Origin of the sequence: Micromonospora zhanjiangensis, from assembly GCF_042650605.1 — a bacterium.
Lineage (GTDB): Bacteria > Actinomycetota > Actinomycetes > Mycobacteriales > Micromonosporaceae > Micromonospora_J > Micromonospora_J zhanjiangensis.
Window position 1 is genome coordinate 71,453 of sequence record NZ_JBHSBN010000009.1, and the last position, 23,483, is coordinate 94,935.

General features: G+C 74.1%; 23 protein-coding genes. 6 read left to right on the forward strand and 17 right to left on the reverse strand.

The genetic code is table 11. The annotated features are described in order from the left end of the window. Positions 1 to 55: 55 nt before the first annotated feature. The 3 genes from ACFOX0_RS15505 to ACFOX0_RS15515 all read right to left on the reverse strand — a co-directional run bounded on the left by ACFOX0_RS15505 (position 56) and on the right by ACFOX0_RS15515 (position 2,749). Entirely contained in the window at positions 56 to 868 is an 813-nt protein-coding gene (locus ACFOX0_RS15505; RefSeq protein ID WP_377546099.1) for a hypothetical protein, read from the reverse strand. A gap of 114 nt (positions 869 to 982) precedes the next feature. Then, positions 983 to 2,473 (reverse strand): MFS transporter, encoded by a 1,491-nt coding sequence (locus tag ACFOX0_RS15510; RefSeq protein ID WP_377546101.1) that lies wholly within the window; start codon positions 2,471 to 2,473, stop codon positions 983 to 985. A 39-nt stretch (positions 2,474 to 2,512) separates the two neighbouring features. Beyond that, on the reverse strand, positions 2,513 to 2,749 hold the full coding sequence (locus ACFOX0_RS15515; RefSeq protein WP_377546102.1) for a zinc-ribbon domain-containing protein: 237 nt from the start codon (positions 2,747 to 2,749) through the stop codon (positions 2,513 to 2,515). Positions 2,750 to 2,850: 101 nt separating this feature from the next. Between ACFOX0_RS15515 and ACFOX0_RS15520 the strand changes: the two genes are divergently transcribed. Then, positions 2,851 to 3,357: a GNAT family N-acetyltransferase gene (locus tag ACFOX0_RS15520; protein ID WP_377546104.1), complete on the forward strand. Its 507-nt coding sequence runs from the start codon at positions 2,851 to 2,853 to the stop codon at positions 3,355 to 3,357. 240 nt (positions 3,358 to 3,597) lie between these two features. Here ACFOX0_RS15520 and ACFOX0_RS15525 read toward each other — a convergent pair whose 3' ends face one another. Then, the gene (locus ACFOX0_RS15525; protein ID WP_377546106.1) at positions 3,598 to 3,780 is read right to left on the reverse strand and encodes a hypothetical protein; all 183 of its coding nucleotides are present in this window, start codon (positions 3,778 to 3,780) and stop codon (positions 3,598 to 3,600) included. A gap of 331 nt (positions 3,781 to 4,111) precedes the next feature. On the opposite strand from ACFOX0_RS15525, the gene ACFOX0_RS15530 reads away from it, so the two are divergent. After that, entirely contained in the window at positions 4,112 to 4,336 is a 225-nt protein-coding gene (locus ACFOX0_RS15530; protein WP_377546108.1) for a winged helix-turn-helix domain-containing protein, read from the forward strand. Positions 4,337 to 4,346: 10 nt separating this feature from the next. Here the strand turns inward: ACFOX0_RS15530 and ACFOX0_RS15535 are convergent, their stop codons facing one another. From ACFOX0_RS15535 to ACFOX0_RS15545, 3 genes are all read right to left on the reverse strand, one after another. Further along, positions 4,347 to 4,682, reverse strand: a complete 336-nt coding sequence (locus tag ACFOX0_RS15535) for a hypothetical protein (protein WP_377546110.1) — start codon at positions 4,680 to 4,682, stop codon at positions 4,347 to 4,349. Between the two features lie 117 nt (positions 4,683 to 4,799). Further along, positions 4,800 to 6,116 (reverse strand): extracellular solute-binding protein, encoded by a 1,317-nt coding sequence (locus ACFOX0_RS15540; RefSeq protein WP_377546112.1) that lies wholly within the window; start codon positions 6,114 to 6,116, stop codon positions 4,800 to 4,802. Positions 6,117 to 6,148: 32 nt separating this feature from the next. After that, positions 6,149 to 8,278, reverse strand: coding sequence for a VWA domain-containing protein (locus tag ACFOX0_RS15545; RefSeq protein WP_377546114.1), 2,130 nt, complete (start codon positions 8,276 to 8,278; stop codon positions 6,149 to 6,151). A 369-nt stretch (positions 8,279 to 8,647) separates the two neighbouring features. Between ACFOX0_RS15545 and ACFOX0_RS15550 the strand changes: the two genes are divergently transcribed. Both ACFOX0_RS15550 and ACFOX0_RS15555 read left to right on the forward strand, forming a co-directional pair. After that, positions 8,648 to 9,139, forward strand: coding sequence for a roadblock/LC7 domain-containing protein (locus ACFOX0_RS15550; RefSeq protein WP_377546116.1), 492 nt, complete (start codon positions 8,648 to 8,650; stop codon positions 9,137 to 9,139). 434 nt (positions 9,140 to 9,573) lie between these two features. Next, a complete protein-coding gene (locus ACFOX0_RS15555; RefSeq protein ID WP_377546118.1) occupies positions 9,574 to 10,203 on the forward strand; it encodes an RICIN domain-containing protein in 630 nt (209 codons plus the stop codon). A 9-nt stretch (positions 10,204 to 10,212) separates the two neighbouring features. On the opposite strand, the gene ACFOX0_RS15560 is transcribed toward ACFOX0_RS15555, so the two are convergent. Next, positions 10,213 to 11,532, reverse strand: coding sequence for an MFS transporter (locus ACFOX0_RS15560; RefSeq protein WP_377546120.1), 1,320 nt, complete (start codon positions 11,530 to 11,532; stop codon positions 10,213 to 10,215). Positions 11,533 to 11,603: 71 nt separating this feature from the next. On the opposite strand from ACFOX0_RS15560, the gene ACFOX0_RS15565 reads away from it, so the two are divergent. Then, positions 11,604 to 12,602 carry a GlxA family transcriptional regulator gene (locus tag ACFOX0_RS15565; RefSeq protein ID WP_377546122.1) on the forward strand — a complete coding sequence of 333 codons (999 nt, stop codon included), beginning with the start codon at positions 11,604 to 11,606 and terminating at the stop codon, positions 12,600 to 12,602. Positions 12,603 to 12,615: 13 nt separating this feature from the next. Here ACFOX0_RS15565 and ACFOX0_RS15570 read toward each other — a convergent pair whose 3' ends face one another. The 4 genes from ACFOX0_RS15570 to ACFOX0_RS15585 all read right to left on the reverse strand — a co-directional run bounded on the left by ACFOX0_RS15570 (position 12,616) and on the right by ACFOX0_RS15585 (position 18,061). Next, positions 12,616 to 13,479: a DedA family protein gene (locus ACFOX0_RS15570; RefSeq protein ID WP_377546124.1), complete on the reverse strand. Its 864-nt coding sequence runs from the start codon at positions 13,477 to 13,479 to the stop codon at positions 12,616 to 12,618. 368 nt (positions 13,480 to 13,847) lie between these two features. Further along, positions 13,848 to 14,321, reverse strand: a complete 474-nt coding sequence (locus ACFOX0_RS15575; protein ID WP_377546126.1) for a hypothetical protein — start codon at positions 14,319 to 14,321, stop codon at positions 13,848 to 13,850. Between the two features lie 169 nt (positions 14,322 to 14,490). Continuing rightward, entirely contained in the window at positions 14,491 to 16,464 is a 1,974-nt protein-coding gene (locus tag ACFOX0_RS15580; RefSeq protein ID WP_377546128.1) for a vWA domain-containing protein, read from the reverse strand. Between the two features lie 4 nt (positions 16,465 to 16,468). Beyond that, positions 16,469 to 18,061: a magnesium chelatase gene (locus ACFOX0_RS15585; protein WP_377546129.1), complete on the reverse strand. Its 1,593-nt coding sequence runs from the start codon at positions 18,059 to 18,061 to the stop codon at positions 16,469 to 16,471. Positions 18,062 to 18,283: 222 nt separating this feature from the next. Here ACFOX0_RS15585 and ACFOX0_RS15590 point away from each other — a divergent pair, with 222 nt between their 5' ends. Further along, on the forward strand, positions 18,284 to 19,093 hold the full coding sequence (locus tag ACFOX0_RS15590; RefSeq protein ID WP_377546131.1) for a class I SAM-dependent methyltransferase: 810 nt from the start codon (positions 18,284 to 18,286) through the stop codon (positions 19,091 to 19,093). An 80-nt stretch (positions 19,094 to 19,173) separates the two neighbouring features. On the opposite strand, the gene ACFOX0_RS15595 is transcribed toward ACFOX0_RS15590, so the two are convergent. From ACFOX0_RS15595 to ACFOX0_RS15615, 5 genes are all read right to left on the reverse strand, one after another. Further along, the gene (locus ACFOX0_RS15595; RefSeq protein WP_377546133.1) at positions 19,174 to 19,827 is read right to left on the reverse strand and encodes a response regulator; all 654 of its coding nucleotides are present in this window, start codon (positions 19,825 to 19,827) and stop codon (positions 19,174 to 19,176) included. 58 nt (positions 19,828 to 19,885) lie between these two features. Beyond that, entirely contained in the window at positions 19,886 to 21,241 is a 1,356-nt protein-coding gene (locus ACFOX0_RS15600) for a sensor histidine kinase (RefSeq protein WP_377546135.1), read from the reverse strand. A gap of 163 nt (positions 21,242 to 21,404) precedes the next feature. After that, positions 21,405 to 21,902, reverse strand: a complete 498-nt coding sequence (locus ACFOX0_RS15605; RefSeq protein WP_377546137.1) for a hemerythrin domain-containing protein — start codon at positions 21,900 to 21,902, stop codon at positions 21,405 to 21,407. A 42-nt stretch (positions 21,903 to 21,944) separates the two neighbouring features. Beyond that, positions 21,945 to 22,916 (reverse strand): aldo/keto reductase, encoded by a 972-nt coding sequence (locus tag ACFOX0_RS15610; RefSeq protein ID WP_377546139.1) that lies wholly within the window; start codon positions 22,914 to 22,916, stop codon positions 21,945 to 21,947. A gap of 98 nt (positions 22,917 to 23,014) precedes the next feature. Then, complete coding sequence (locus ACFOX0_RS15615; RefSeq protein WP_377546141.1) at positions 23,015 to 23,467, reverse strand: VOC family protein; 453 nt, start codon at positions 23,465 to 23,467, stop codon at positions 23,015 to 23,017. Positions 23,468 to 23,483: the final 16 nt, after the last annotated feature.

The following is a 23,483-nucleotide window of genomic DNA, read 5'->3' on the forward strand; positions in this document are numbered from 1 at the left end:
AAACACGCGTGACGGACCGTTCGGGTTGCGTCACTGATTCCCGGATGTGTTTCCGTCAGCGGGAACGGGCGCCGAACAGCAGCTCGATCTCGTCGAGCCGCTCGCGCGCCCGGACCGCGCCGGCCGCTCGGTGCTCGGCGTCGGCCGCCTCGTGCACGGCGCGTTCGGCGCGGGCCGCCTCGGCCACCGCGGCCGGGTGCATGGTGTCCAGGCTGTCCGCCGCGCCGGGGATGTTCGCGGCGAACCGCCACAGCAGCCGGGCCACCGCCGGGGCCGGCCCGTCCGGCCGGGACGGCAGCCGGTCCACCTGGCCGGCAACCTGGATCGCCGCGGTGAGAAAGTCGACCCGGGGGCTGAGCGGTCCGATGATCCGCCGCTCCAGCGGCCAGGTGGAGACGGCGAGCAACCCCCGGACCGGGCCGAGCAGGTCCAGGTTGAGCGCCGAGCAGAGGTAGTACGGCCGGGTGTACGGCGCGGTCCGGAACGAGCGCTCCTCGTCCCGCCGCTGATGGGTGAGCCGGGCGTTGACGATCTCCCCGGCGCCCAGGAAGGCGGCGTGCACCTCGATGATCAGCTTCGGGGCGGCCGGTACGGACAGCAGCGTCAGGGCGTGGTGCACCTGTTCCCGGATCGACAGCCGAGGGCCGGGCGGTCGACCCGGGCGACGCTGTGCCGGGACGAGCCTGGAACTTCCACGGAAAGTAGTGACCTCCAGCGCCGCGACGGCCTCGTCCCAGCCGCGTTCCACCGCGCGCAGCTCGTCCCGCAGCCGGTCGCTGCGCGCCCGGTCACCGGCCAGTACGGCGTCCCGCACCGCAGCTCTCAGGGCCGAGATGTGGCGTTCGAGCTCTTCCGCGGAGTCCCCCATCCGAGCAAACGTACAAGTACCGGTGACCTCCAGCAATAAGTGCCTTTGTCATATGGATGACCTCATGCAAGGTTACTGAGGGTGATATTTCTGATCGGGCTTTCCGGCGGATGCTCAATCGACGGTGACGCCGTCGTGCGCCATCCGGTCGACCGCCGACGTACCGCGTCGCAGCAGCACCGCCGTCGCGAACACCGCCACCCCGGCGAGCCCGGCCAGTGACCAGAGCACGGTGTGCAGGCCGGCGGTGAAGCCGGGATCGGCCAGCCGGCCACAGGTGGTGGTGGCCAGCACCGAACCGACCACCGCGATGGCGATGGTCTCGCTGGCCAGCCGGGCCGTATTGATCATGCCGGCGGCGGTGCCGGCCCGGGCCGGCGCCACGCTGCCCACCGCCAACCCGTCGAGCAGCCCGATCGACAGACCGATCCCCGCTCCCATGGTCAACAGCGGGCCCGCCAGGCCGCCCGGCCCGGAGCCCGGGCCGAGCACGGTCAGCCAGGCCGCCCCGGCCCCGACCAGCGCCACCGAGGCGACGATCACCGCCGTCGCGGACAGCAACCGGCTCAGCACGGCACCGAGCAGGGGCAGCACCAGGGTCGGCGCGGTGAGCAGGATCAACGTCGCGCCGGCCCGGCCCGGACCCCACCGCAGCACCCCGGTGAAATACGACGGCAGGTAGACCAGCAGCGGCACCAGCACGGTCACGATCACGCCCGCCGCCAGGCAGATGCCGAGGAACCGGGGGCTCGCCAGCAGGCCGAGGTCGAACATCGGCTCCGGGTGGCGCCGCTCGACCAGCACGAACACCCCCAGCAGTACGGCCGAACCGGCGAACGCCACGACGATGACCGGATCCGCCCAGCCCAGTGCCGGTCCCTCGACGAATCCGAAGATCAACAGCAGCAGCGCGGCCGTGAACGACGCCGCGCCGGCCCAGTCGATCCGCCGCCCGCCGCCGGCCACGCCTGCGCCACCTGCTCCGGCGTCACCAGCTCCCGCCCCGACGGCGCGGGCCGCACCTGATCCCGCCTCGACGGCGCGGGCCTGCCGGTCCGGCGGCAGCAGCGGCACCAGGCCGAGCACGAGCAACCCGACCAGCGCCGGACCGGCGAACACCGCCCGCCAGTCGAACGCCTCGATCAGCAGCCCGGCGATCGACGGGCCGAACGCCAGCCCGGCCCCGATCGCCGTGCCGAACAACCCGAACACCCTGGTCCGCGCCGGCCCGGAGAAGGCCCCGGCCAGCAGGGCGGACGCGGCCGTGCCGGCGGCGGCCGCGCCGATCCCGGCGACCGCGCGTACGACGTCGAGCAGCACGATGTCGTCGGCCAGCGCGCTGGCCAGCCCGGCCACCACGAAGGTCGCGACCCCCACGGCGAAGACCCGCCGCCGGCCGAGCAGGTCGGCCAGCGCCCCGGCGGCCAGCATGCAACTGGCGAAGGTGGCGTTGTAGCCGTTCACCACCCACTGCACCGGGGCCAGACCGGCGCCCAGGTCGGCCCCGATGTCCGGCAGCGCCACCGACGCCCCGGTCAGCGAGATCGGCAGCGTGACCGTCGACAGCAGCACCGCCACCAGTACGACGGTCGGATGGTTTCGCACGATTCCCCCCGATGTCGTGCCCACCCTAACCGCCGGAGATCACCCGGCCACGGTGAGCCGCGTCGCCTCCTCCCGGCTGATGTCGTACGCCGCGCCGCAGAAGGTGCACTGGGTGCCGTACTTCGTGCGGACCGGGATCAGCGGGATGAAGAACAGGGTGAACTTGGTGACCCGCCGGCTGACCACCTGCCCGGCGGCGTTGCCGCAGTTGCGGCAGACGAAGGTGGCGACACCGAGCCGGTGCACCGAGGTACGGAAGCCGAAAAGAATGATCACATCCCTGGTGTACCCACCAACGCCACCGCACGCACCTGGCGCCGGACGGGGCGCCGGAAATCGAGTGGCGTGCGGCACGACCGGGGTCGAACAATGGGCCGATGCGGATCCGAGCGGCGCGACCCGACGACTTCGTCCGGTTGCAGGAGATCGAGATCGCCGCGGGCCGGGCCTTCCGGGATTTCGGGATGCCCGAGGTGGCCGATGACGAGCCCGCCTCGCTGGACGAGCTGGCCGGCTACCAGCGCAGTGGGAACGCCTGGGTCACCGTCGACGGGACGGACCGGTCGGTGGCGTACCTGATCGCCGACCCGGTCGACGGCAACCGGCACATCGAGCAGGTCTCGGTCCACCCGGACGTCGCCCGCCGTGGCCTCGGCCGGGCCCTGATCGAGCACGTCGCCGGGCTGACCCGGGCCGCCGGAGTCCCGGCGCTGACCCTGACCACCTTCGTCGAGGTGCCGTGGAACGCGCCGTACTACCGGCGCTGCGGCTTCCGGCCGCTCGCCGACGCGGAGGTGACCCCCGGTCTGCGGGCCGTCCGGGCCCGGGAGGCCGCCCACGGCCTCGACCGTTGGCCCCGCCTCTGCATGCGCCGCGACCTCTGACCGTAATCGCCCAGGCATTGCACAGTTCTTGCTGCCCGGACGACAACAACCGCACCCAGCCTCATCGAACCTCTTGGCTCAGCCGAACCGCAGAACGACACATGGGACCGACGGTGGCCGGCCAGACCCCGGACCGTTCGGCGATGCCGCAGCACGGCGGCATCGCCGAACGACCGAAGGCATGAACCGCAAACTGCAACTGCGATCTCAACTGACGTGGGGAACCCCTGACCGACGTACTCAGGCGACGCGGGGCAGGGACCGACCCGGCTGGCGTAGCAGGTCCAGCAGGATCGACACGAGATTGGTCGCCTGAGCACGGTCAATCGGCCACCGTTCGACGTCCGCACCGACCGACAGCTCCAGCAGTACACCGTCCGGGCTGGCCGGCCCGACGTCCATTCGCCATCGGGCGACACTCACCTGGATCACCTCGTCGCCCCGCGCGGCCGCGCTGACCAGCCGGGACAAATGAAGACCGCCACCCGACGCACAGTCCGGACCGCACAGACACCAGGGTGGATGAGCAGGGTTGGGTAGATTGCGCATGGGCCGGGCTCCTTCCCGGTCAAGGCCCGGGAACGGAGCTGCGAACTCCGCCCCGGGCCGCCTTCGCATCGACGCTCTCCCGGTTGCGAGCCAGGGAGAACGACCACAGCCTATAGCCGGACGTCGACATTGTCGACACTGTCGACGTTATAGACGCTGTCAACTTCCGGGTGATTGACTTGGCTCCGCGAGCCAGGGAGACACCGTGAACACACCCAAGTACGAGCGGGTGGCGTCCGCCATCCGTGACCAGATCATTGCCGGAACGCTCAAACCCGGTGATCAGTTACCGACCACCCAGGGGCTGATCGAGACGTACGGCGTGTCCTATGGCTCGGTCCGGACGGCGCTGCTGATCCTCAAGGCGGAGGGCCTGATCGAAGGACGCCAGGGCGAGGGTGTCTTCGTCCGGAGGCGGGCCGAGGGGTAGGCGCCCCGGCTCAGCGGGCGTGGCGTTCGGGGTGGTTGCGGTTCCAGACCCGCATCCGCTCCGGGTAGCCCACCTTGGCCGCCTCGTACAGCGGAACGCCGTGCTTGCGGGCGAACTTGCCGGCCGCGTACGGCGAACCGGTGCGCCGCCGGATCCACTCCCCGTCGTGCGCGATGGCGACCACGGTGGTGTCGGTGGCGGTGGTCTCCGGTTCGAGGTAGAACTCCACGCCGTGCCGCGCGGCCACGAACGCCGCCAGCTCGGCGAAGTCCTGGGCGGTGGCCTCCCGGTCGAGCTTCGTCGGTGTCGGTTCGGCGGCGCGCGGCCGCCGGGAAAACCAACCCATTCCGATCTCCTTCCCCGCGGTGTCCCGGCGCGTGCCGTCCATTGCACCACCGTGACCTGAAAGTCCGCTGAGCGGCGCCTGACCGACGCCGCAGAACCGAGTAGCCCGGCGGCCGGCTCAGCGGACCCCCTTGAGTGCCCTGGACAACCGGTCGGAGAAGCCGGCCGGCAGCTGCCCGCCGTTCGCCAGCGCCTGCCGTACGCCCTCCCGGAACACCCGGCTGAACTCGGCGTAGTAGCGGGTGTCCGGGCGCAGCCGGGCCTGCTTGACCGCGTCCAGCAGGGTGTCCGCGTACGGGTAGACCTTGCGGACCTGCTGGTCGTGGTAGACGACCTCGCGGGTGGCGGCGAACCCGCCGCGCTCGAAGAGGATCTGCTGGCTGCGGGCGCTGGTGAGGAATTCGATGAGTTCCTGCGCCGCCCGCGGGTGCCGGCTGTGCGCGGCGACCGCCAGGTTCTGCCCACCGAGGACGCTGCGGCCGGGCACCCGGGTCACCCCGAACGGCACCGGCGGGCGACCCGACTCCCCGCCGGCGAACCGTTGGTACCAGACCGGCCAGTTGCGCATGAACACCACCTTGCCGTCCCGGAACGCCTGCGCCGCCTCGGCCTCCTTGAAGGTCGTCGAGTCGGGCAGGACGATCTGCGGGTTGCCCCGGCCCAGGCCGACGGCGAGCCGGGTCAGCCCGTCCCGGGCCTCGGGGCTGTCGATGACCACGTTGCCGTCCCGGTCGACCACGTCGCCGCCGGCGGCCCAGATCGCCTCCAGCGCGTTGACGGTCAGGCCCTCGTAGTCGGCGAACTGCCCGGTGTAGCCGGCCACCGGCGCCGGTGCGGCCGGGCCGCCGCCCACCGGCGGTTTCGGCGGTGGGCCGGCGAGCGCCTTCTCGGTCCAGCTGACGATCCCCGGCCAGCTGGACGGGGGTTCGGCGGCTGGGACCAGGTCGGCCCGGTAGTAGAGCAGCCCGGCGTCGGTGTTGAACGGCAACGCCCAGAGCCGGCCGGCGCGCCGGCAGCTGTTCAGCGGGTTCTCCAGGAAACCGTCGAGGTCGGTGAGCCGGTCCTCGTCCAGCGGGCGAAGGTACCCGGCGTCCACGAACTCGGCCATCCGCGGCACGTCCAGGTTGTAGATGTCCACGTCACCGCCGCCGGCCTGGGCCCGGACCAGCATCTCGTCCCGTTCGGCGTCGGTGCCGCCGGTCACCGGGACGATCTCCGCCCGGGGTCGGTCGCCGAGCGCGTTCCACTGGTCGATCAGCGCCTGGCGCTGACCGCCGTACCCGTCGTCGGTGCCGCTGAGGATCACCAGGGTGCCCGGTTCCGGCCCGGCGCGGTCGCGCAGCAGCACCGGCAGCGCCACGGCGACCAGGATCGCCACGACCGCGCCGACCGCCAGGCCCGCGACGAATCCGGTACGGCCCGGGTGCCGCCGCACCGCCGCACCCACCGCTGTCCGGTCCGGCCGCCTCACCGTTGCCCCCCTCCGCCGCTCCACAGGGTGTCCACCAAGGCGTCCAGCCGGGACGCCAGGCTGGTGAAGTCCGTCTCGTAGCAGGCTCCGCCGGTCGAGCCGGTGACCTGCCGGATCGGCGGGGCGGAGCAGCGCGCCTCGCCCACCGAGACGACGAACACCCGGGCCGCGGCGGCCCGACCGGCCGCCACCAGTTGCTCGGCGGTCACGTCGCTGCCCTCGTCGACACCGTCGGTGAGCACCACCACCGCCCGGACCCGGTCCGGGCCAGCCGGTCCGAGCGCGCCGACCCCGTCCACGATCGCCCGGTACAGCGGCGTGTCGCCGGCCGGGCGTACCGTCCGCAGGGCCGCGGCCACGGCGTCCCGGCGGGGCGTCCCGTCGGCCGTGACACCGCCGGCGGCGAACGGCAGCAACCGTTGCGGGGTCCGGCCGGGACCGTGGAACACCCAGAGGCCGAACTCGTCCCGGGCACCCATTCGGTCCGACAGCCGGCCGACGCCGCGGGTCGCCACGTCGAACCGGGTCGGACCGGCCGGGCCGACCGGCTCGCGCATCGACCCGGAACCGTCCAACAGCAGCAGCACCCGGCCGGGTCGCTGGGCGGCCTGCCAGTTCGTCCGGGCGTCCGACAGCACCCGGTCGGTGGGCTGGACCGGCGGGAAGACGACGTCGGAGCGCGCGCCGAACCGTTCACTGAGCGGGCCGCTGACCGGCCAGTTCGGCGGACGCAACCCGGCCGAGGTCAGCGCCCGCTTGCCCGGTTCGGCGGTCAGCCAGGAGCGCAGCTCGGTCACCTGGGCCGCCTGCCGGGCCGACTGGTCCTTCCACCGCAGTTCGATCAGCGGCTGGTCGAGGTGGAGCGTGTCGCTCGGGTAGAGCGCCGTCAGGGTCCGCTCCGGCGGTGGTTCGCCCGCGCCCGGGCACCGGTCCCCCAGCGGCTCGCCGGAGTTGTACTGGACCACCTGTTGTTCGGTCAGGGCCAGGGCCGCGGCCGGCCGGTCCAGGCCGCGCTGCCGGCAGAGCAGGTCGAGCGCGTCGCCGATCGGGTAGCCGCCGGTGTCCAGGGCCGTCGCGACGCCGCTCTCGATCTCGCGGATCCGGCTCGCCGGGGCCAGTCCCGGATCGACCGCCGGTTCGGCCAGCCGGCTCGGGTCGCCGCCGGCGCTGGCGTACATGGCCACGGTGGCGAACTCGCCGGTGACCGAGCGGAGCGGGTCGGGTCGGGCGACCCCGGGGGCCAATCCCAGCGCGGGTAGCCCGTCGAGCAGATCCGTCCAGGTCAGGCCGGTCCGCTGCGCGTTCTCCGGCAGTGTCCGGCTGGGCACCGCCAGGACCAGCGGGGTGGCCGCGAGCGACACCCGGGGCGCCGCGACGAGCAGGCCGTTGGAGCTGACCGCCGGGTCACCCAGGGCGTACCGGCTGGAGCCCGGCAGCCAGACGGCGGGCCGCGGCCCGATCGACCGCAGCGCACTGCCCTGCCAGCCGCCCCGCAGGGCCTCCCGGGCCTGGTCGGCGGGCGCGGCGTAGACGTGCGCACCCACCGTCGGGCAGCCCTGGTGCCGCCGCGCGCTGTCCATCGTGTACGCGTCGACGAGCCGGCGGGCGGTGGTCAGCCCTTCCGGGGTGGTGAGCACCGCCAACTCGGTCGGCTGGTCGCAGCCGAACAGCCGGACCGACGTCCACTCCAGCGCGCCGCTGCCGGCGCTGACCAGCGACCGGCCGAACCCGGCGGCGAGCAGCACGGCGAGGGCGACCAGCAACCACCGGCGCCGGCGGGACGGCCCGGGCGAGCGCCCGGCCGCCCGGCGCGGCGACGGCGGTCGGGGCAACCACCGGCCGCGCAGCCCACGGCCGGCCCGCTCGCGCAGGTAGTCGCGCAGCGGGGTGTGCGGGGCGACGGCCGCCAGCAGCGCGGCCAGCACCAGCAGCATCCACTGGAACCGGGTCTCCGGCCAGCCGTTGGACAGCGCGCCGGCGACGACCGCGATCACCAGCAGGGTGGTGTCGGTGAGGTCCTGCCGGGTGGACCGGCCGGCCGACGAACGCGGAGGCGGTTCGATGTCCGGCGGGCCGAACGGCTCGTCGACCGGTTGACTGGGCGGGTCCTCGAAGGGGGATCGCACGGTACGCGCACCACCCCTCTTCGTGTCCGTCCGGTAACAGGAAACCTACTACCGGCTGTCTACCAGCGCCGCCCCGTCGCATCGACCGTGTTCGAGCCGTACGGGCGGATCCGGGTATCCCGCCCACCCCTCGCCCGTAATTACTCTACGTATCCAAACGGTACGTGATCAACGCCTCTGGCCTGCGAATTTCTGCCGGTTCCTGCCTCTTCACGAGGAGCGGCGAACACAGTAAGTTAGGTGCCCGCAGGGGCGGTTCTTCCCGGACGTCCTCGCGCACGCCCGTCAGTGCAGGCTCCGACAGCCGGGCGTGACCCCTCTTACGCGCTGCAAAGCATCGGAGGCCGACCAGTGTCGTACCGCGACGCCATGGACACCGCACCCAGGGTGTCCGCTTCCCCGTTGCCACGCCGGGCACCGGCGGCGTCCTTCGCCGAACGCGACCTCGGGCCGCCGCCGACGCTGGACCCGTCGCCGATGGCCCAGCACGGGCCCGCCCTGCACGCCGAGTTCGCCGCCCTGTGGGACCGGGTCCCCGGCGTCCGGGGTTGCGTGGTCGCCGGCATCGACGGGCTGCTCATCGCGCACGACCTCGGCCCGGACACCCAGCCGTACGACGTCGCCACGCTGGCCGCCGCGGTGATGCAGATCGGCCGGCAGAGCGCCATGGCGCTGCACCACCGGCCGTTCCGCGACTCGACGGTCCGCACCGACTCCGGCTCGTTCACCGTGTACGCGTTGAGCGACTCCGCGCTGCTCGCCGTGCTCGGCGACGCCGGCCTGGAGCCCGACCGCCTGCACCCGCACGCCCGCCCGGTCGTGGAACGGCTGGCCCGCCTGCTGCGCGGCTACCCGACCTGACGGGCCCCGCGATCCTGCCGGGTGGGTCCGGCCCGCGCCCCGGTCCGATGACCGCCCCACGGCGGGCCGATTGGCCCTGACCGGGGCGGGTGGGCCACCATGCGGTCATGCCCAGTTCCTCATCCGACCAGGACCGGCCGGCATCACCCGCCGCGCCGACCGGCCGGCCGGCGGCACCGCCCCGGGCACTTTCCGCGGGACAACCGCCGGCGCTCCCGGCCGCGCGGTCGGCACCCCCCGCAGGAGCGACCCGGGCACTGCCGGCGCAGTCCTCGGACACCCCGGGGGCGCAGCCGCCGCGAGCGCTGCCCGCCGGTACGCCGTCTTCGCGGCCATGTCCGGCAGCGTCGACGCCGGGAACGTCGGCCGGTCGGCCGGTCGGGGGCACGGTCTACGGCGGGACGGTCGGGGCGAAGCCGCACCGGGACCGGCCCATGATGGTCGCGCTGGCCGTCGGCGCGGTCGGCGTACTGCTGGGGGTCCTTTTCGCCACCGGGGTGCTCCGCGGTGACGACGAGCCGAACCCCGTCGTGGTTTCCGCCGCCGGCGCGACCGGGACGCCCGGCGACACCGTGACCGACGACCCGGCCGCGAGCGCGCAGCCGACCCCGGCCGGGTCCGCGTCGGCCCCGCCGGGCGAGCCGGCGCCCCGGGCGTTCCGATCCCTGGCGTCGTCGCTCTGCCTGGCCGTGGACGGCACGGCGGACCCGGAGGGTGCCGCCGCCCGGCAGGACCCGTGCACCGGCGCGGCGGACCAGCTCTGGCTGGCCACCTCGGCCGGGTCGGACTGGGTGACGCTGGTCAACTCGGCCAGCGGCCGGTGCCTGGACGTCGACGACGCCAGCACCGACGAGGAGGCCGAGGTGCACCAGCGGACCTGCACCGCCGCGCCGAATCAGCAGTGGCGGGTCGTCCCGGGCCCGAACGGCGACGGGGCGGTGACGGCCGTCAACGTCAACAGCGGCAAGTGCCTCACCGTGCCCGACCTGAGCACCGAACCCGGCACCGAACTGCGCCAGTTCACCTGCAACGGCGGCGCCAACCAACAATGGACCGCCGCCTGACCCGGGGCCTCAGGCGTCCTCGGGACGCAGGCGCCAGCCGGCGGCGGCCGGGACCGGGGCGGGCGGCACCTCGAAGATCGGGCCGGTGGTCCGGCGCCGGCGCAGCAGCACCGACAGCACGGCCGCGCCGACCGACAGCGCACCGGCCACGTACCAGGCCAGCGCGTAGCTGCCGAGCTGGTCGCGGACCAGACCGGTGGCGGTGGCCGCCAGCGCCGCGCCGAACTGGTGCGCGGCGAACACCCAGCCGAACACCACCGGCCCGCTCGCGCCGAAGTACTCCCGGCACAGCGCCACCGTGGGCGGCACGGTGGCCACCCAGTCCAGGCCGTAGAAGACGATGAACACCAGCATGCTCGGGCCGGTGGTCGCGGCGAACAGGCTGGGCAGCACCAGCAGGGAGGCGCCGCGCAGCGCATAGTAGGCGCCGAGCAGCAGCCGGCTGTCCACCCGGTCGGTGAGCCAGCCCGAGGCGACCGTACCGACGATGTCGAAGAGCCCGACCAGCGCGAGCAGCCCGGCGGCCGTGGTCTCCGGCATGCCGTGGTCGTGCGCCGCCGGGATGAAGTGGGTGCCGACCAGGCCGTTGGTGGTCGCGCCGCAGATCGCGAACCCGCCGGCCAGCAGCCAGAACGGCCGGGTCCGGGCCGCCGCGGCGAGGGCGCGCAGCGCCCGGCTCGCCGCCCCACCACCGGTCGCGGCCGGCACCGGCACCAGCTCCTCGCCCCCGTACGGCGGCAGGCCGAGATCCGCCGGGTGGTCGCGCAGCAGCCAACCCACCAGCGGTACGACCACCAGCGCCGCCGCCGCGACGATGAGCGCGGCGGTACGCCAACCGTGGTCGCGGACCACCACCGCGAGCAGCGGCAGGAAGACGAGTTGACCGGCCGCCCCGCCGGCGGTGAGCACCCCGGTGACCAGGCCCCGGTGCCGGACGAACCAGCGACCGGTGACGGTGGCCACGAAGGCCAGCGCCATCGAGCCGGTGCCCAGGCCGACCAGGACGCCCCAGCACAGCACGAGCTGCCAGCTCGCGGTCATGAACACGGTCAGCCCGCTGCCGGCGCTGACCAGCACCAGCGCCCCGGCCACCACCCGGCGTACGCCGAACCGGTCCATCAGGGCGGCGGCGAACGGGGCGGTCAGGCCGTACAGGATCAGGTTGACCGAGACGGCGGCCGAGATGGTGGCCAACGGCCAGCCGAACTCGGCGTGCAGCGGATGCAGCAACACGGACGGGGTGGCCCGGAAACCGGCGGCGCCGACCAGCGCCACGAAGGTGACGGCGGCGACCAGCCAGGCCGGGTGGATCAGGCGATGACGACTCACCCGGGCAGTCTCACCCCGCCGGGTACGCCCCGACGAGTGGCCGGAAAGCCATGCTGCGCAACAATCGGGCCATGGCCCTCTCCCGGCACCGGATCGCCGTCCTCGCCCTGCCCGACGTGGTGGGCCTCGACCTGGGCACCCCGGGCCAGGTCTTCCACTGCGCCCGTACGGCCGACGGCAACGTCCCGCTCTACCGGATCGAGGTCTGCACCCCCGGCCGCGCGCCGGTCCGCTCCTCGGCCGGCTACCAGGTCCTGCCGGAGCACGGCCTGGAGCTGCTGGAGCAGGCCGACACGGTGATCGTCCCCGGCGTACACGGCGGTCCGCCGCTGACCGACGGCACCGTCGACCCGACGGTGACGGCCGCGCTGCGCGACGCGTACCGCCGGGGGGCGCGGATCGTGTCGATCTGCACCGGCGCGTTCGTGCTGGCCGCCGCCGGGCTGCTGGACGGTCGGCCGGCCACCACGCACTGGGCCTGGGCGGACCGGTTCCGCACCCTGCACCCCCGGGTCCGGCTCGACCCGGACGTGCTGTTCGTCGACGACGGACAGGTGCTCACCTCGGCCGGGGTCGCCGCCGGGATCGACCTGTGCCTGCACCTGGTGCGCACCGACCACGGCAGCGCGGTGGCCAACCTGGCCGCCCGGCGGTGCGTGGTGCCGCCCTGGCGCGACGGCGGTCAGGCGCAGTTCATCCAGCGACCGGTGCCGGCGGTCACCGACAGCGGCACCGGGGCCACCCGGGACTGGGCCCGGCGCCGGCTGCACGAGCCGCTGACCCTGCGCGACCTGGCCGGCCACGCCAACATGAGCGTCCGCACCTTCACCCGGCGGTTCCGCGAGGAGACCGGGATGAGCGCCACCGACTGGCTGCTCCAGCAGCGCACCGACCACGCGCGGCTGTTGCTGGAGAGCACCGACCTGGCGGTCGACCAGGTGGCCCACCGGTCGGGGTTCGGCACCACCGCGGCGCTGCGGCAGCAACTGCACCGGCGGATCGGGGTCTCGCCGAGCGCCTACCGGCGGACGTTCCGGGCCCCCGAGGACGACCTGCGCGCCCCGGTCTGACCGGCCCGTCCGGTCACCGGCGGCCGGACCGGATCCCGCCGCGTCCGCCCGTCTGCCCGGCCACCGCCCGCGCCGCTGCCGCGGTCTCGTCCGGGTCGCCGGCCGGCGCCGGGGGTTCCGCCGGGTACGACGCGGAACCCTCGCCGGGCGTCGCCGCCGATGACGTCCCGGACAAATTGGGTGCGGCTCCCGCCGGATCGGTCGTGGCCGGGTCGGTCGCGGCCGTGACCCGCACCGCCGACTCCTCGGCGGCCTTGCGGGCGCGGCGGGCCCGCAGCCGGGACCGGACGCCCAGCAGCACCGCCGCGCCGGCGAGCACCAGCACCGACAGGCCCAGCCCGAGGTGCCCGTACTGCCGGTAGGCGGTGCCGGCGGCGGCGCCGACGGCGACGTACACCAGCGCCCAGACCGCCGCGCCCAACCCGGCCCAGCCGGCGAACCGGCGCAACGGCATGCGCACCGAACCGGCCACGATCGGTGCCACCGCGTGCAGCATGGAGACGAACCGGATCGGCACCAGCACCCGACCGCCGGTGCCACTCAGGTACGCCTCGGCGCGGTCCCAGCGGTCCGGACCGATCAGCCGACCGATCCGCCCGGTCCGCAGCCGCGACCCCAGCGTCCGGCCGATGGTGTAGCCGGCCAGCTCGCCGGTGAAGGTGCCGACCGTCGACGCCGCCGCCACCAGGGCGAACCGCGCCGGTGTGTGCGCGGTGGAACCGGCCAGCAGCACCACGATGTCCCCGGGCAGGAAGAGCCCGACCAGCGCGGTCGCCTCCAGCGCGGCGAACCCCCCGGCGATCAGCGCCAGCGTGGTCGGATCCCAGCCGGTGATGACCTGCAGGGCCCGGTCGATCAGGTCGCTCACCGCGTCCATCGCCGGTCCCGGGTCGTGCGCAACCGTGCGTTCACTCGTCGCATGGTGTACCAGTCCCCTCGCGGGCCGATGGCGCAAACGCCAGTTCGCAGGCGGGGGCGGCGTGCCGGTGCCCCCGTGCCGGATACGTGCTCGTCGCTCGCCGGTGTCGATGACCGGCCGGCCGTGCCGACGATTCTTCCTGTGAAGCCTCTCAGGATAGAGCCATGGTCGCCAATGCGGGTTGCCCCGGAATCCGTTTCATGGTGACCCGTAGGGCGGGTGGATCAGCCGGCGCCACGGACCGGTTCCGGACCGTGACCGACCGGCCGTCCACCTCCACGGGCCGGCGGTGGCGGCGCCGCGGCGCGGTCCGTGCCATCCGCGGATCACGCCGGGTCCGGGCGCAGCGCCCGGAGCTGGTCGGTGTGCGCGGGCAGGTGCACCCGTTCGTGGATATCCACCACCCGACCCCAGGGCAGCGGCTCGTCGATCACGATCCGGTCGCCGTCGTGGATGTGCGTCTCGACGGGCACGCCGGCCGCCTCCGGGCCGAGCCGGTCGATTAGCGCGCAGATCCGCCCGCTGCCGGACCGCAGCCGATCGGTCAGACCGGCCAGGCCGGCGCACTCGGTCACCAGCTCGTCCAGCTGCGACCGGCCGATCGCGTCGTGGTCGTAGTAGGCGTACGGCGAGCCGGCGAGCACCGCCTCGGTGGCCTCGGCGAACAGCACGTCGCTGCTGACCACGTGCGCCACCACCCGCTCGGCGGTCCACTGCCCGTCCGGCGGTCGGCCGAACCCGCCGGCGGCGATCTCGGCGAACAACACGTCGTACGCCCGGCGCAGCACGGCGGTGTCCATGCCGCTCACGATAGGGGGCCCCACCGACCGCCGGCCGGCCACCGACCGGACGCAACCCTCCCGGGTGTCAGCCGGCCCGGCGGGTCAGCCGGCCCGGCGGGTCAGCCGGTCCGGCGGGTCAGCCGGTCCGGCGGGTCAGCCGGCTCGGCGGGTCAGCCGGTCCGGCGGGTCAGCCGGCTCGGCGGCCGCGGCGGGCGCGGAGGTAGTCGGCGACCAGGTAGCGGCCGAGGTCAGCCGCGTCCGGGGTGAAGACCCGGCCCCCGCTGCGCCGGGCCACCGCGTCGACGAACCGGCGCAGGCCCGGGTCCTCGCCGAGCATGAACAGGTTCAGCGTGGCCCCGTACCGGGTCAGGTTGTCCACCTCCACCACGGTCGCCTCGATCGTCTCGGCCAGTGGCGGCCAGTGGAACAACGCCTCGCCGTCGGTCGGATCCAGGTGCGCGGTCGGCTCGCCGTCGGTGACCACCAGCACGACCGGTTCGGACCCGGAGTGCCGGCGCAGGTGCCGGCCGGCCAGCCGCAGCGCGTGCTGCAGGTTGGTGCCCTGCAGCCCGTCCGGTTCGACGCCGGCCAGCTCCTGCTGGGTCAGCGGGGCCGCCTCCCGGCCGAAGCCGATGATCTGCAGCGCGTCCTGCGGGAACCTCGTCGCGACCAGGTGGGACAGGGCCAGGGCGGTCTGTTTCATCGGCCCCCAGCGACCCTCGGAGATCATCGAGAAGGAGAGGTCCACGCAGAGGGCCACCGCGGCCGACGCCCGGCGCTCGGTCTCCACCACCTCGAAGTCCTCGACGGCCAGTTGGACCGGCACCCGGGCACCGCCCCGGCGGACCGCCCGGGCGATCGTGCGGACCACGTCCAGCGGCTGCTCGTCGCCGTACTCCCAGGGTCGGGACGCGCCGGTGACCTCGCCCGCGGCGCCCGCCGAGCGCAGGTCGTGCTGGCCGCGCCGGCCGCCGGCCAGGTCGGCGAAGACGGTACGCAGCGCGGTGCCGCCGAGTCGGCGCAGCGCCTTCGGGCTGAGCGTCAGGCCCTCCGCGTCCCGGGTGACCCAGCCCTGCCGGCGCAGCTCCCGCTCCAGCTCCCGCAACCGCCGTACGTCGTCGGCGGCGTCCCGGCCCAGCGACCGGCGCACCGCGTCGACGTCCACGTCGTCCAGGGTGGCGCCGGGATGCTCCTGGCCGAGCTGGTCGAGCAGGTCGTCCAGTTCGGCGATCTCGGACAGCGCCCCGGTCGCCTCGCCGTAGCCGAGCGGCTGGTCGCCGCGCATCCGCTCGCGCCGGTCCCAGGCCAGGTCGGGACGCAGGGTACGCAGGTTGGCGTCCAGTTGCGCCAGCTCACCGGCCAGCCCGGCGCCCAGCGACTGCTCCATCAACCGGGACAGCTCCTCGCGCTGCTGCGGCGAGAGCGAGTTCATCAGGCGCTCCCCGGCCGCGGCCCGGCGGGCCAACGCGTCGACCAGTTCGTCGACCGACTCGGGTCGCTCCGGGAAGAACTCGCCGTGCCGGCGCATGAACTCGGCAAACGCGTCGGTGGTGTCCTCGCCCCGGGCGTGCCGGGCCAGCAGGTCGTTGAGGTCGTGCATCAGCTCGGCCAGCCGGCGCTGGGCGGCCGGGTCGGCGGCCGACGACCGCAGCGCGTCCCGCATCCCGGCGAACCGCTGGCCGAGCACCTCGTCCCGGAGCCCGTCGAGGATCCGCTGGTAGGTCTGCCGCGCCTCGTCGCTGGCCCAGTCGTAGCCGGACAGTTCCTCGACGGCGCGGGCGGTGGAGCGGGGCAGGTTGTCCAGCACCGCCTCGTTGAACCGGGCGGTGTCGTCGTCCCGGCCGGCCAGTTCCTCCCGTTCGGCGGCGAGGGCCTGGTCGAGCAGGGCCTGCGACCGGGTCACCGCGCCGTCCAGGTCGCCCCGGCGCATCGCCTCCCGGCGCAGCCGGCGGGCCCGGGCGCGCAGGTCGTCCAGGCCGCCGCGGCCGTCCGGGCCGCGCCGCAGCAGGTCCCGCAGCGCGTCCCGGAGACTGCCGCCGGCCAGCACCTGCTCGCCGACCGCGTCCACCGCCGCCCGTACGTCGTACGGCGGGGCGAGCGGATCCGGGCCGCCGCGCCAGGAGCCGTACCGGAAGCGGTTGCCGTGCGAATACCGGTCCACCGGGTCAGCCCCGCAACCCGCCCGAGGACCGGCCGCCGTCGCCGCGGCCCGCGCCGTAGCGGGTCCGGCCGTCGTCGGTCAGGTCCTTGGCCAGTCGCCGGGTCAGGTGCAGCCCTTCCAGCACGAACTCGATTCCGGCGGCGGCCTCACCCGGGCTCGGCGCGTCGCCGAGTCCGAGCCGGTCGAGCACCTTGGCCAGCCCCGGTACGGTGCCGACCTGGCGCAGCAGCTCCGCCGAGTCGACCAGTTCACCGGTCTCGATCACCGCGCCCTCGGTCACCAGCGCGGTGAAGCCGGACAGGTCCAACCCGGCCAGCCGGGCCCGGAACGTCTCCGCCGTCGCGGTCCGCAGCAGATGGCCGAGGATCTCGATCTCCCGACCCTCCTCGCCCGACTCGAACTCCACCTTCCCGCGCAACGTACTGGTCACCGACACCGCGTCCCCCACCCGCGCCACCGGCTGCTCGGCACCGGACGCGACGGAATCGGCGCTGGCCGGCGCGGCGGCCCCGGCTGCCGGCTCGGACCCGGCGGCCGTGGCCGCGGACCCGGCGGCGGCTGCCGCGGACCCGGCGGCGGCTGCCGCGGACCCGGCGGCGGTGGCCCCGGCGAGCAGGCCGGAGCGGCGCAGGGCGGCGGCCGAGACGGTCTCCGCGGCGGCGATGGCGAACCGAGCCGACACGCCGGACCGGGGATCCACCGACGGCGACTCGCGCACGTTGCGGGCGAACCGGGCCAGTACCTCCAACACGTGCTCCGGGACCGACGCGACCAGCTCGGCCTCCTGCCGGATCAGGTCCAGCTCCAGCTCCAGGTCCAGCGGATAGTGGGTACGGATCTCCGCGCCGAACCGGTCCTTGAGCGGGGTGATGATCCGGCCCCGGTTGGTGTAGTCCTCCGGGTTGGCGCTGGCCACCAGCAGCAGGTCCAGCGGCAGCCGCAGCTGGTAGCCGCGGACCTGGATGTCCCGTTCCTCCAGCACGTTGAGCAGCGCCACCTGGATCCGCTCGGCCAGGTCGGGCAGCTCGTTGACGGCGAAGATGCCCCGGTTGGTCCGCGGTACCAGGCCGAAGTGGATGGTCTCCGGGTCGCCGAGGGTACGCCCCTGGGCGATCCGGATCGGGTCCACGTCGCCGATCAGGTCCCCGACGCTGGTGTCCGGGGTGGCCAGCTTCTCGCCGTACCGCATCGACCGGTGCAGCCAGCCGATCGGCAGGTCGTCGCCGGCGTCGGCGACCGCCTGCCGGGCGGCCGGGGTGACCGGGTGCATCGGGTGCTCGTTGAGCTGCGAGCCGGGGATCACCGGGGTCCACTCGTCGAGCAGTTGCCCGAGCGCCCGGATCAGCCGGGTCTTGCCCTGCCCGCGCTCGCCGAGCAGCACCATGTCGTGTCCGGCGAGCAGGGCCCGCTCGACCTCCGGCAGGACCGTGTCGTCGTAGCCGACGATGCCGGGGAACCGCTCGGCGCCCGACCGCATCCGGGCCAGCAGGTTGTCCCGCAGCTCGGCCTTGACGCTCCGGTGGCGGTGCCCGGCGGCGCGCAGCGCACCGAGCGTGCCGGGCAGCTCGGCCGGTGGGGCGAGATAGGTCTCTGTCACCCGACCGACGCTATCTCGCCGCCACTTCGAGCGCCCATCAACTCACCCGCCCGGCGCGGGCCCGGCGCCGGGCCCGGCAGCCGCCGGTTCGTGCGCATCGAGTGTCACGGGAACGACACTCAACGCGCACAAACTCACCGGACCCGCCCCTCACCTACCGCCGCATTCCACAACGTGAGAGATATGTTCTACAATATGGGATAGAGAGATAGCGTCGGCGGCATGACGACCGGAGCCGCTCGCTACACGCACGGGCATCACGAGTCGGTGTTGCGCTCGCACCGCTGGCGCACCGCGGAGAACTCGGCCGGCTACCTGCTGCCGCACCTGACGGCCGGGGCCACGCTACTCGACATCGGCTGCGGGCCGGGCACCCTCACCGCCGACCTCGCCGCCCGGGTGGCGCCCGGCCGGGTGACCGCGGTGGAGCCGGACGCGGCCGTGCTGGACCTGGCCCGCGCCGAGGTGGCGGGCCGCGCCCGGGACACCGTCGACTTCGTCGTGGCCGACGTGCACGCGCTGCGGTTCGCCGACGACTCGTTCGACGTGGTGCACGCCCACCAGGTATTGCAACACGTGGCCGACCCGGTCCGGGCGCTGCGCGAGATGCGCCGGGTGTGCCGGCCGGGCGGGATCGTGGCCGCCCGGGACAGCGACTACGCCGCCTTCGCCTGGTTCCCGGCCGTACCGGCACTGGACGAGTGGCTGGCGCTCTACCAGCGGGCGGCCCGGGCCAACGGCGGCGAGCCGAACGCCGGGCGCCGGCTGAAGTCGTGGGCCAGGGCCGCCGGCTGCACCGACATCACCGCCACGGCGAGCATCTGGTGCTTCTCCGACGAGGCGGACCGGAGCTGGTGGGGCGACATGTGGGCGCACCGGATCCAGGAGTCGGACCTGGCCCGCCAGCTCGTCGACAGCGGGGCGGCGACCCGGGACGACCTGCGCCGGATCGCGGCCGGCTGGCGGGAGTGGGCCGCCGACGACGACGGCTGGATCGTCGTCCCGCACGGCGAGATCCGCTGCCGCCCCTGAGGCCGCGTAACGACCCCGACCGCGGCCCGCCGACGCCGCGACGGAGCCACGACGACCGCCGGAACCCAGACCTCGCCCCGTCAGCCCGCCGGGGTGACGAAGCCGGACTCGTACGCGGCGATGACGGCCTGGGTGCGGTCCCGGACGCCGAGCTTCATCAGCACGTTGCCGACGTGGGTCTTCACCGTCTCCACCCCGACCACCAGCTCGCCGGCGATCTCCTGGTTGGACCGGCCGGTGGTCATCAGCCGCAGCACCTCGGCCTCCCGGTCGGTCAGCCGGGCACCGCGCAACCGGTCACCGGATCCGGCGGGAGCGTGGGCGGCGACCAGCCGGCGGACCGCCGCCGGGAAGAGCAGCGACTCGCCCCGGGCCACCACCCGGATCGCCTCGACCACCTCCGTCGGCCGGGCCCGCTTGAGCAGGAACCCGCTGGCGCCGGCGCGCAGCGCCTCGTAGACGTACTCGTCGTTCTCGAAGGTGGTGATCACCAGGACCCGCGGCGGGGTGGCCGAGGTGGTGACCAGGTGGCGGGTGGCCTGGATCCCGTCGATGGCCGGCATCCGGACGTCCATCAGCACGACGTCGGGTCGGAGCCGGGCCACCAGCGGCGGCACCTCGGCCCCGTCGGCGCCCTCACCCAGCACGGTGAGGTCCGGTTGCGCGTCGATGATGGCCCGCAGGCCGACCCGGATCAGCTCGTCGTCATCGACGATCAGCACCCCGATGCTCATGTCGCCGCTCCCCCGCCCGCTCATGATGCCGAGCCCGGGCCGGCCGAAGTCCTCCTGATCACGACCGCCGTCCGCCCGCCGCGTCGGACAGCGGCAGCCGGACCGCGACCCGCCAGGTCGTACCGTCCGGTCCGGCGCTCATCGACCCACCGAGCAGGGTGACCCGCTCGCGCATGCCGGGCAGCCCACGGCCACCGCGGCCCCGGCCGGACCGGGTCACCGCCCGACCGCCGGCCAGCGCGTTGACCAGCTCGATCTCCAGGATCCCTTCCGGTACGTCGAGCCGCAGCGTCACCGGCGCACCACCGGCGTGCCGGGCCGCGTTGGTCAGCCCCTCCTGCACGATCCGGTACCCCTCCCGGGAGACGGCGGCCGGCAACCCGTCGAGCGGCCCGTTCACCTCGACGGCGACCGGCATCCCGGTGGCCCGGGTGTCGGCGACCAGCCGGTCGAGGTCGGCCAGCGTACGCTGCGGCGCCGGCCGGGGTCCGGCGCCCGGCGGTACGTCGTCCGGGCCGGGCCCGACGCCGCCCCCGGACCGCCGCGCCGCGTCGTCCCGGTCCTGTGCGGTGTTCTCCGGGTCGCGTTCGCGGAGCAGGCCGAGGACGTGGTCCAGGTCGTCCATCGCGGCGCGGCCGGTCTCCTCGATGGCGGTCAGGGCGCGCCGGGCGAACTCGGGGTCCCGGTCCAGCAGCTCCCGGGCGGCGCCGGCCTGGAGGGTGGCCACGGTCAGCGCGTGCCCCACCGAGTCGTGCAGCTCGCGGGCCAGCCGGTTGCGCTCGGCCAGCCGCCCGGCTCGGGCCTCCAGGGCGGCGATCCGCTCGGTCTGCGACGGGCCGAGCAGCACCGGCGCCATCAACCGGGCCAACGCGCCCAGCCCGGCCACCGCGTACGCCATCGCCACCAGGACCAGCACGCCGAGCAGGGCGAGCCGGCCCGGGGCGTACCCGGTGAGCGGTCCGAGCGGCTGCCCGGCCACGACGTCAGCGCCGAGACCGAGCTGCTGCGCGACGAACACCAGTGCCATCGGTAACGCGCTGATCAGGCCGAACATCACCAGCCCACCGGCGGCCAGGTGGGTGGCGATCCACAGCGCGGCCCGCAGCCGGGTCTCCCGGTCGGGCGGGTGGCCAGGGGCCGGGTCGGGCAGGTCGACGCCGAGCAACGAGCGGGCGGCCGTGATCTCCAGGGCCCGGGCGCCGCCCAGGAACAGCGGGACCGTACCGATCACCGCGGCCACCGCCATCAGCAGCCCGACCAACGACCGGGGTACGTCCGCGCGCACCAGCATCTGCCCGAACACCGAGGCGAGCAGCAGGTACGGCAGCAGCAGTACCCCGCCGAGCAGCAGGAACACGCCCCGGCGGTAGGTGCTGCCGCTGACCAGCGGAGTCAGCACGGCGCGGATGGACACGCCGACCATTCTGGCCGACCGGCCCGGCCCGCACCTCCCCCGGGCGAGGGGTGCGCGGCCGGGTTCGACGTCGCTGCGGACCACCCGGCTGCCGCGCCCGCCGCCGCCCGCGGGTCCGCCGGTGCGGGTGCTACGGCGCCTGGCCGGCCGGGCCTGGCCCGACCTACCGATGGTCCTCGATGTACTGCTGCGGGTCCTTGTCGGCGAAGGTGAGGCCACGACCCCGGGGGTGCTCGCCATAGAACTTCAGCCACTGCGCACCCAACTCGGCCCGCAGCTCGACGCTGGCGTTACGCCGGAAGTCCGGCAGCGCCTCGTCCTCCTCCTCGGCCAGGTGCTCGCTGTTCTCGGTGCGGGCCCGGCCGACCGCCTGCCACCACGCGGCCGAGCCGACCTGGTGGGTCTTCGCCGCGGCGATGGCGTCCCGGATCTTGTTGTGGTCGCCGATCGCGTCGTCGGTCTCCTCCTCACCGTCGTCGCCCCGCTTGACCAGGTGCGGGTAGAGGATCGTCTCCTCCGCCTCGGCGTGGATGTCCAGGTGCAGCGCGAGGGCGTCCCAGACGGCCAGCAGCTCGGCCTCGTCGCGGGCGTCGTCCAGCCGGGCGAAGCCCTTCCGGAAGGCGTGGTGGTCGTCCAGGATCAAAGCGGTGATGTCGTCCATGGTGGCGCTGTTCTCCTTGCTGTTTCCGGGTCAAACATGACGTCATCGCCGGGCCCGCCGGGCCTGGATGAGCTTGGGCAGGGCGGCGGCCCCGGTGATCGGCCGGAAGGCCCGGGCCTCGCGGGCCAGGGCGGCGTACTCGTCGTCGGTGAGGTCCAGGTCGGCCGCCGCGGCGTTGCGTTCCATCTGCTCCACGCTCGACGCGCCGGGGATGGCCACCACCGACGGGTGCCGGATCAGGTAGGCGAGGGCGATCTGGCTCGGCGTCGCGTCGTGCGCGTCGGCCACCTCGCGGAGCGTGCCCAGCAGCCGGGCACCGCGGTCCAGGTTCTCCGGCAGGAACAGCGGATTGGCCCGCCGGACCGCGCCGGCCGGCGGGTTGTCCGCGCCGTACCGGCCGGAGAGGAAACCCTGGGCCAGCGGACTGTAGGCGATCACCAGACGCCCGGCGCTCTGCGCGTACGGCAGCAGGTCGTCCTCCGGGGCACGGTGGGCGAGGCTGTACTGCACCTGGTTGGACAGCACCCGCCGGCCGAGCACCGCCTCGGCGTACCGCCAGCGCCGCAGGCCGTAGTTGCTGACCCCGACCTCGTCGACCAGGCCGACGTCCTGCAGGGTCCGCATGCCGCGCATGGTGGTGCCGTCCCGGACCACCGGATTCGGCTGGTGCACCTGGTAGAGGTCCAGCGAGGTGACACCGAGCCGCCCGGCCGAGGCCACCGCGCGCTGCTGCACGACCGCCGCCACCGGCAACAGCGGAAAGATCTTGGACGCCAGGAATATCTTCGACCGGTCCTCGCCGAGCGCCGCGCCGAGGATCCGCTCGCTGCGCCCGAACGCGTACATCTCGGCGGTGTCGAACAGGGTCACCCCGAGTTCCAGGGCCCGGCGGACGATCTCGTGGGCCCGCTTCTCGTACTCCGGACCGTAGCCCCACTCCCGCGAGCCGAACTGCCAGGCGCCGAGGCCGATCTTGGAAATGGGCTTGGTGGTCTCGATCTGGGCGAACCGCATGGCCCGACGCTACCCCGCACCCACCGCCCCCATGCCGACTCGCGCCGAGCGTTCACGCGGACCGGTGGCCCGACGCCGCAGCGACGGATCGGCGGAATCTACGCCGCGCAGAACTCATTGCCTTCCGGGTCCTGCATGATCCACCAATGTCCGGCGGGCCCCTTGTTGACCTCGCGGACGCGGGTCGCTCCCAGGTCTTCCAGCCGGGCCACCAGCTTTGCGAGTCCGCCAGGCTCGCTGTGGACGTCGAGGTGCAGGCGGTTCTTGCCGGACTTGCCCTCGGGAACGTCCTGGAATAGCAGCCGTCGGCCGCGGCCGACGCCGCTGGTGACGTCGAACGGGTCCTCGGGGTGGCGGATCGCGGCGTAGCCGCGGAAGGTTTTGCGGCCGCGATGCTCGCGGACCGCCTCGTCGCCGATGCGGCCGGCGGCCAGCAGTTGCTCAATCAACATGCTGGGATCTTCCACCTCGTACTCCAGGGCGGCCGCCCAGAAGTCCGCGAGGGCGGGTGCGTTCGTGCTGTCGATGACCAGCTTCCAGCTCAATGCCATGTAACTGTTTATACTG

Excerpts from the sequence above, each read along its gene's own strand:
- ACFOX0_RS15555 (WP_377546118.1), top strand. The coding sequence starts at position 9,574 with ATGATGGTCGCGCTGGCCGTCGGCGCGGTCGGCGTACTGCTGGGGGTC.
- ACFOX0_RS15535 (WP_377546110.1), bottom strand. The coding sequence starts at position 4,682 with ATGGGTTGGTTTTCCCGGCGGCCGCGCGCCGCCGAACCGACACCGACG.
- ACFOX0_RS15605 (WP_377546137.1), bottom strand. The coding sequence starts at position 21,902 with ATGGACGACATCACCGCTTTGATCCTGGACGACCACCACGCCTTCCGG.
- ACFOX0_RS15590 (WP_377546131.1), top strand. The coding sequence starts at position 18,284 with ATGACGACCGGAGCCGCTCGCTACACGCACGGGCATCACGAGTCGGTG.
- ACFOX0_RS15505 (WP_377546099.1), bottom strand. The coding sequence starts at position 868 with ATGGGGGACTCCGCGGAAGAGCTCGAACGCCACATCTCGGCCCTGAGA.
- ACFOX0_RS15550 (WP_377546116.1), top strand. The coding sequence starts at position 8,648 with ATGGACACCGCACCCAGGGTGTCCGCTTCCCCGTTGCCACGCCGGGCA.
- ACFOX0_RS15610 (WP_377546139.1), bottom strand. The coding sequence starts at position 22,916 with ATGCGGTTCGCCCAGATCGAGACCACCAAGCCCATTTCCAAGATCGGC.
- ACFOX0_RS15615 (WP_377546141.1), bottom strand. The coding sequence starts at position 23,467 with ATGGCATTGAGCTGGAAGCTGGTCATCGACAGCACGAACGCACCCGCC.
- ACFOX0_RS15570 (WP_377546124.1), bottom strand. The coding sequence starts at position 13,479 with ATGGACGCGGTGAGCGACCTGATCGACCGGGCCCTGCAGGTCATCACC.
- ACFOX0_RS15595 (WP_377546133.1), bottom strand. The coding sequence starts at position 19,827 with ATGAGCATCGGGGTGCTGATCGTCGATGACGACGAGCTGATCCGGGTC.
- ACFOX0_RS15520 (WP_377546104.1), top strand. The coding sequence starts at position 2,851 with ATGCGGATCCGAGCGGCGCGACCCGACGACTTCGTCCGGTTGCAGGAG.
- ACFOX0_RS15565 (WP_377546122.1), top strand. The coding sequence starts at position 11,604 with ATGGCCCTCTCCCGGCACCGGATCGCCGTCCTCGCCCTGCCCGACGTG.
- ACFOX0_RS15575 (WP_377546126.1), bottom strand. The coding sequence starts at position 14,321 with ATGGACACCGCCGTGCTGCGCCGGGCGTACGACGTGTTGTTCGCCGAG.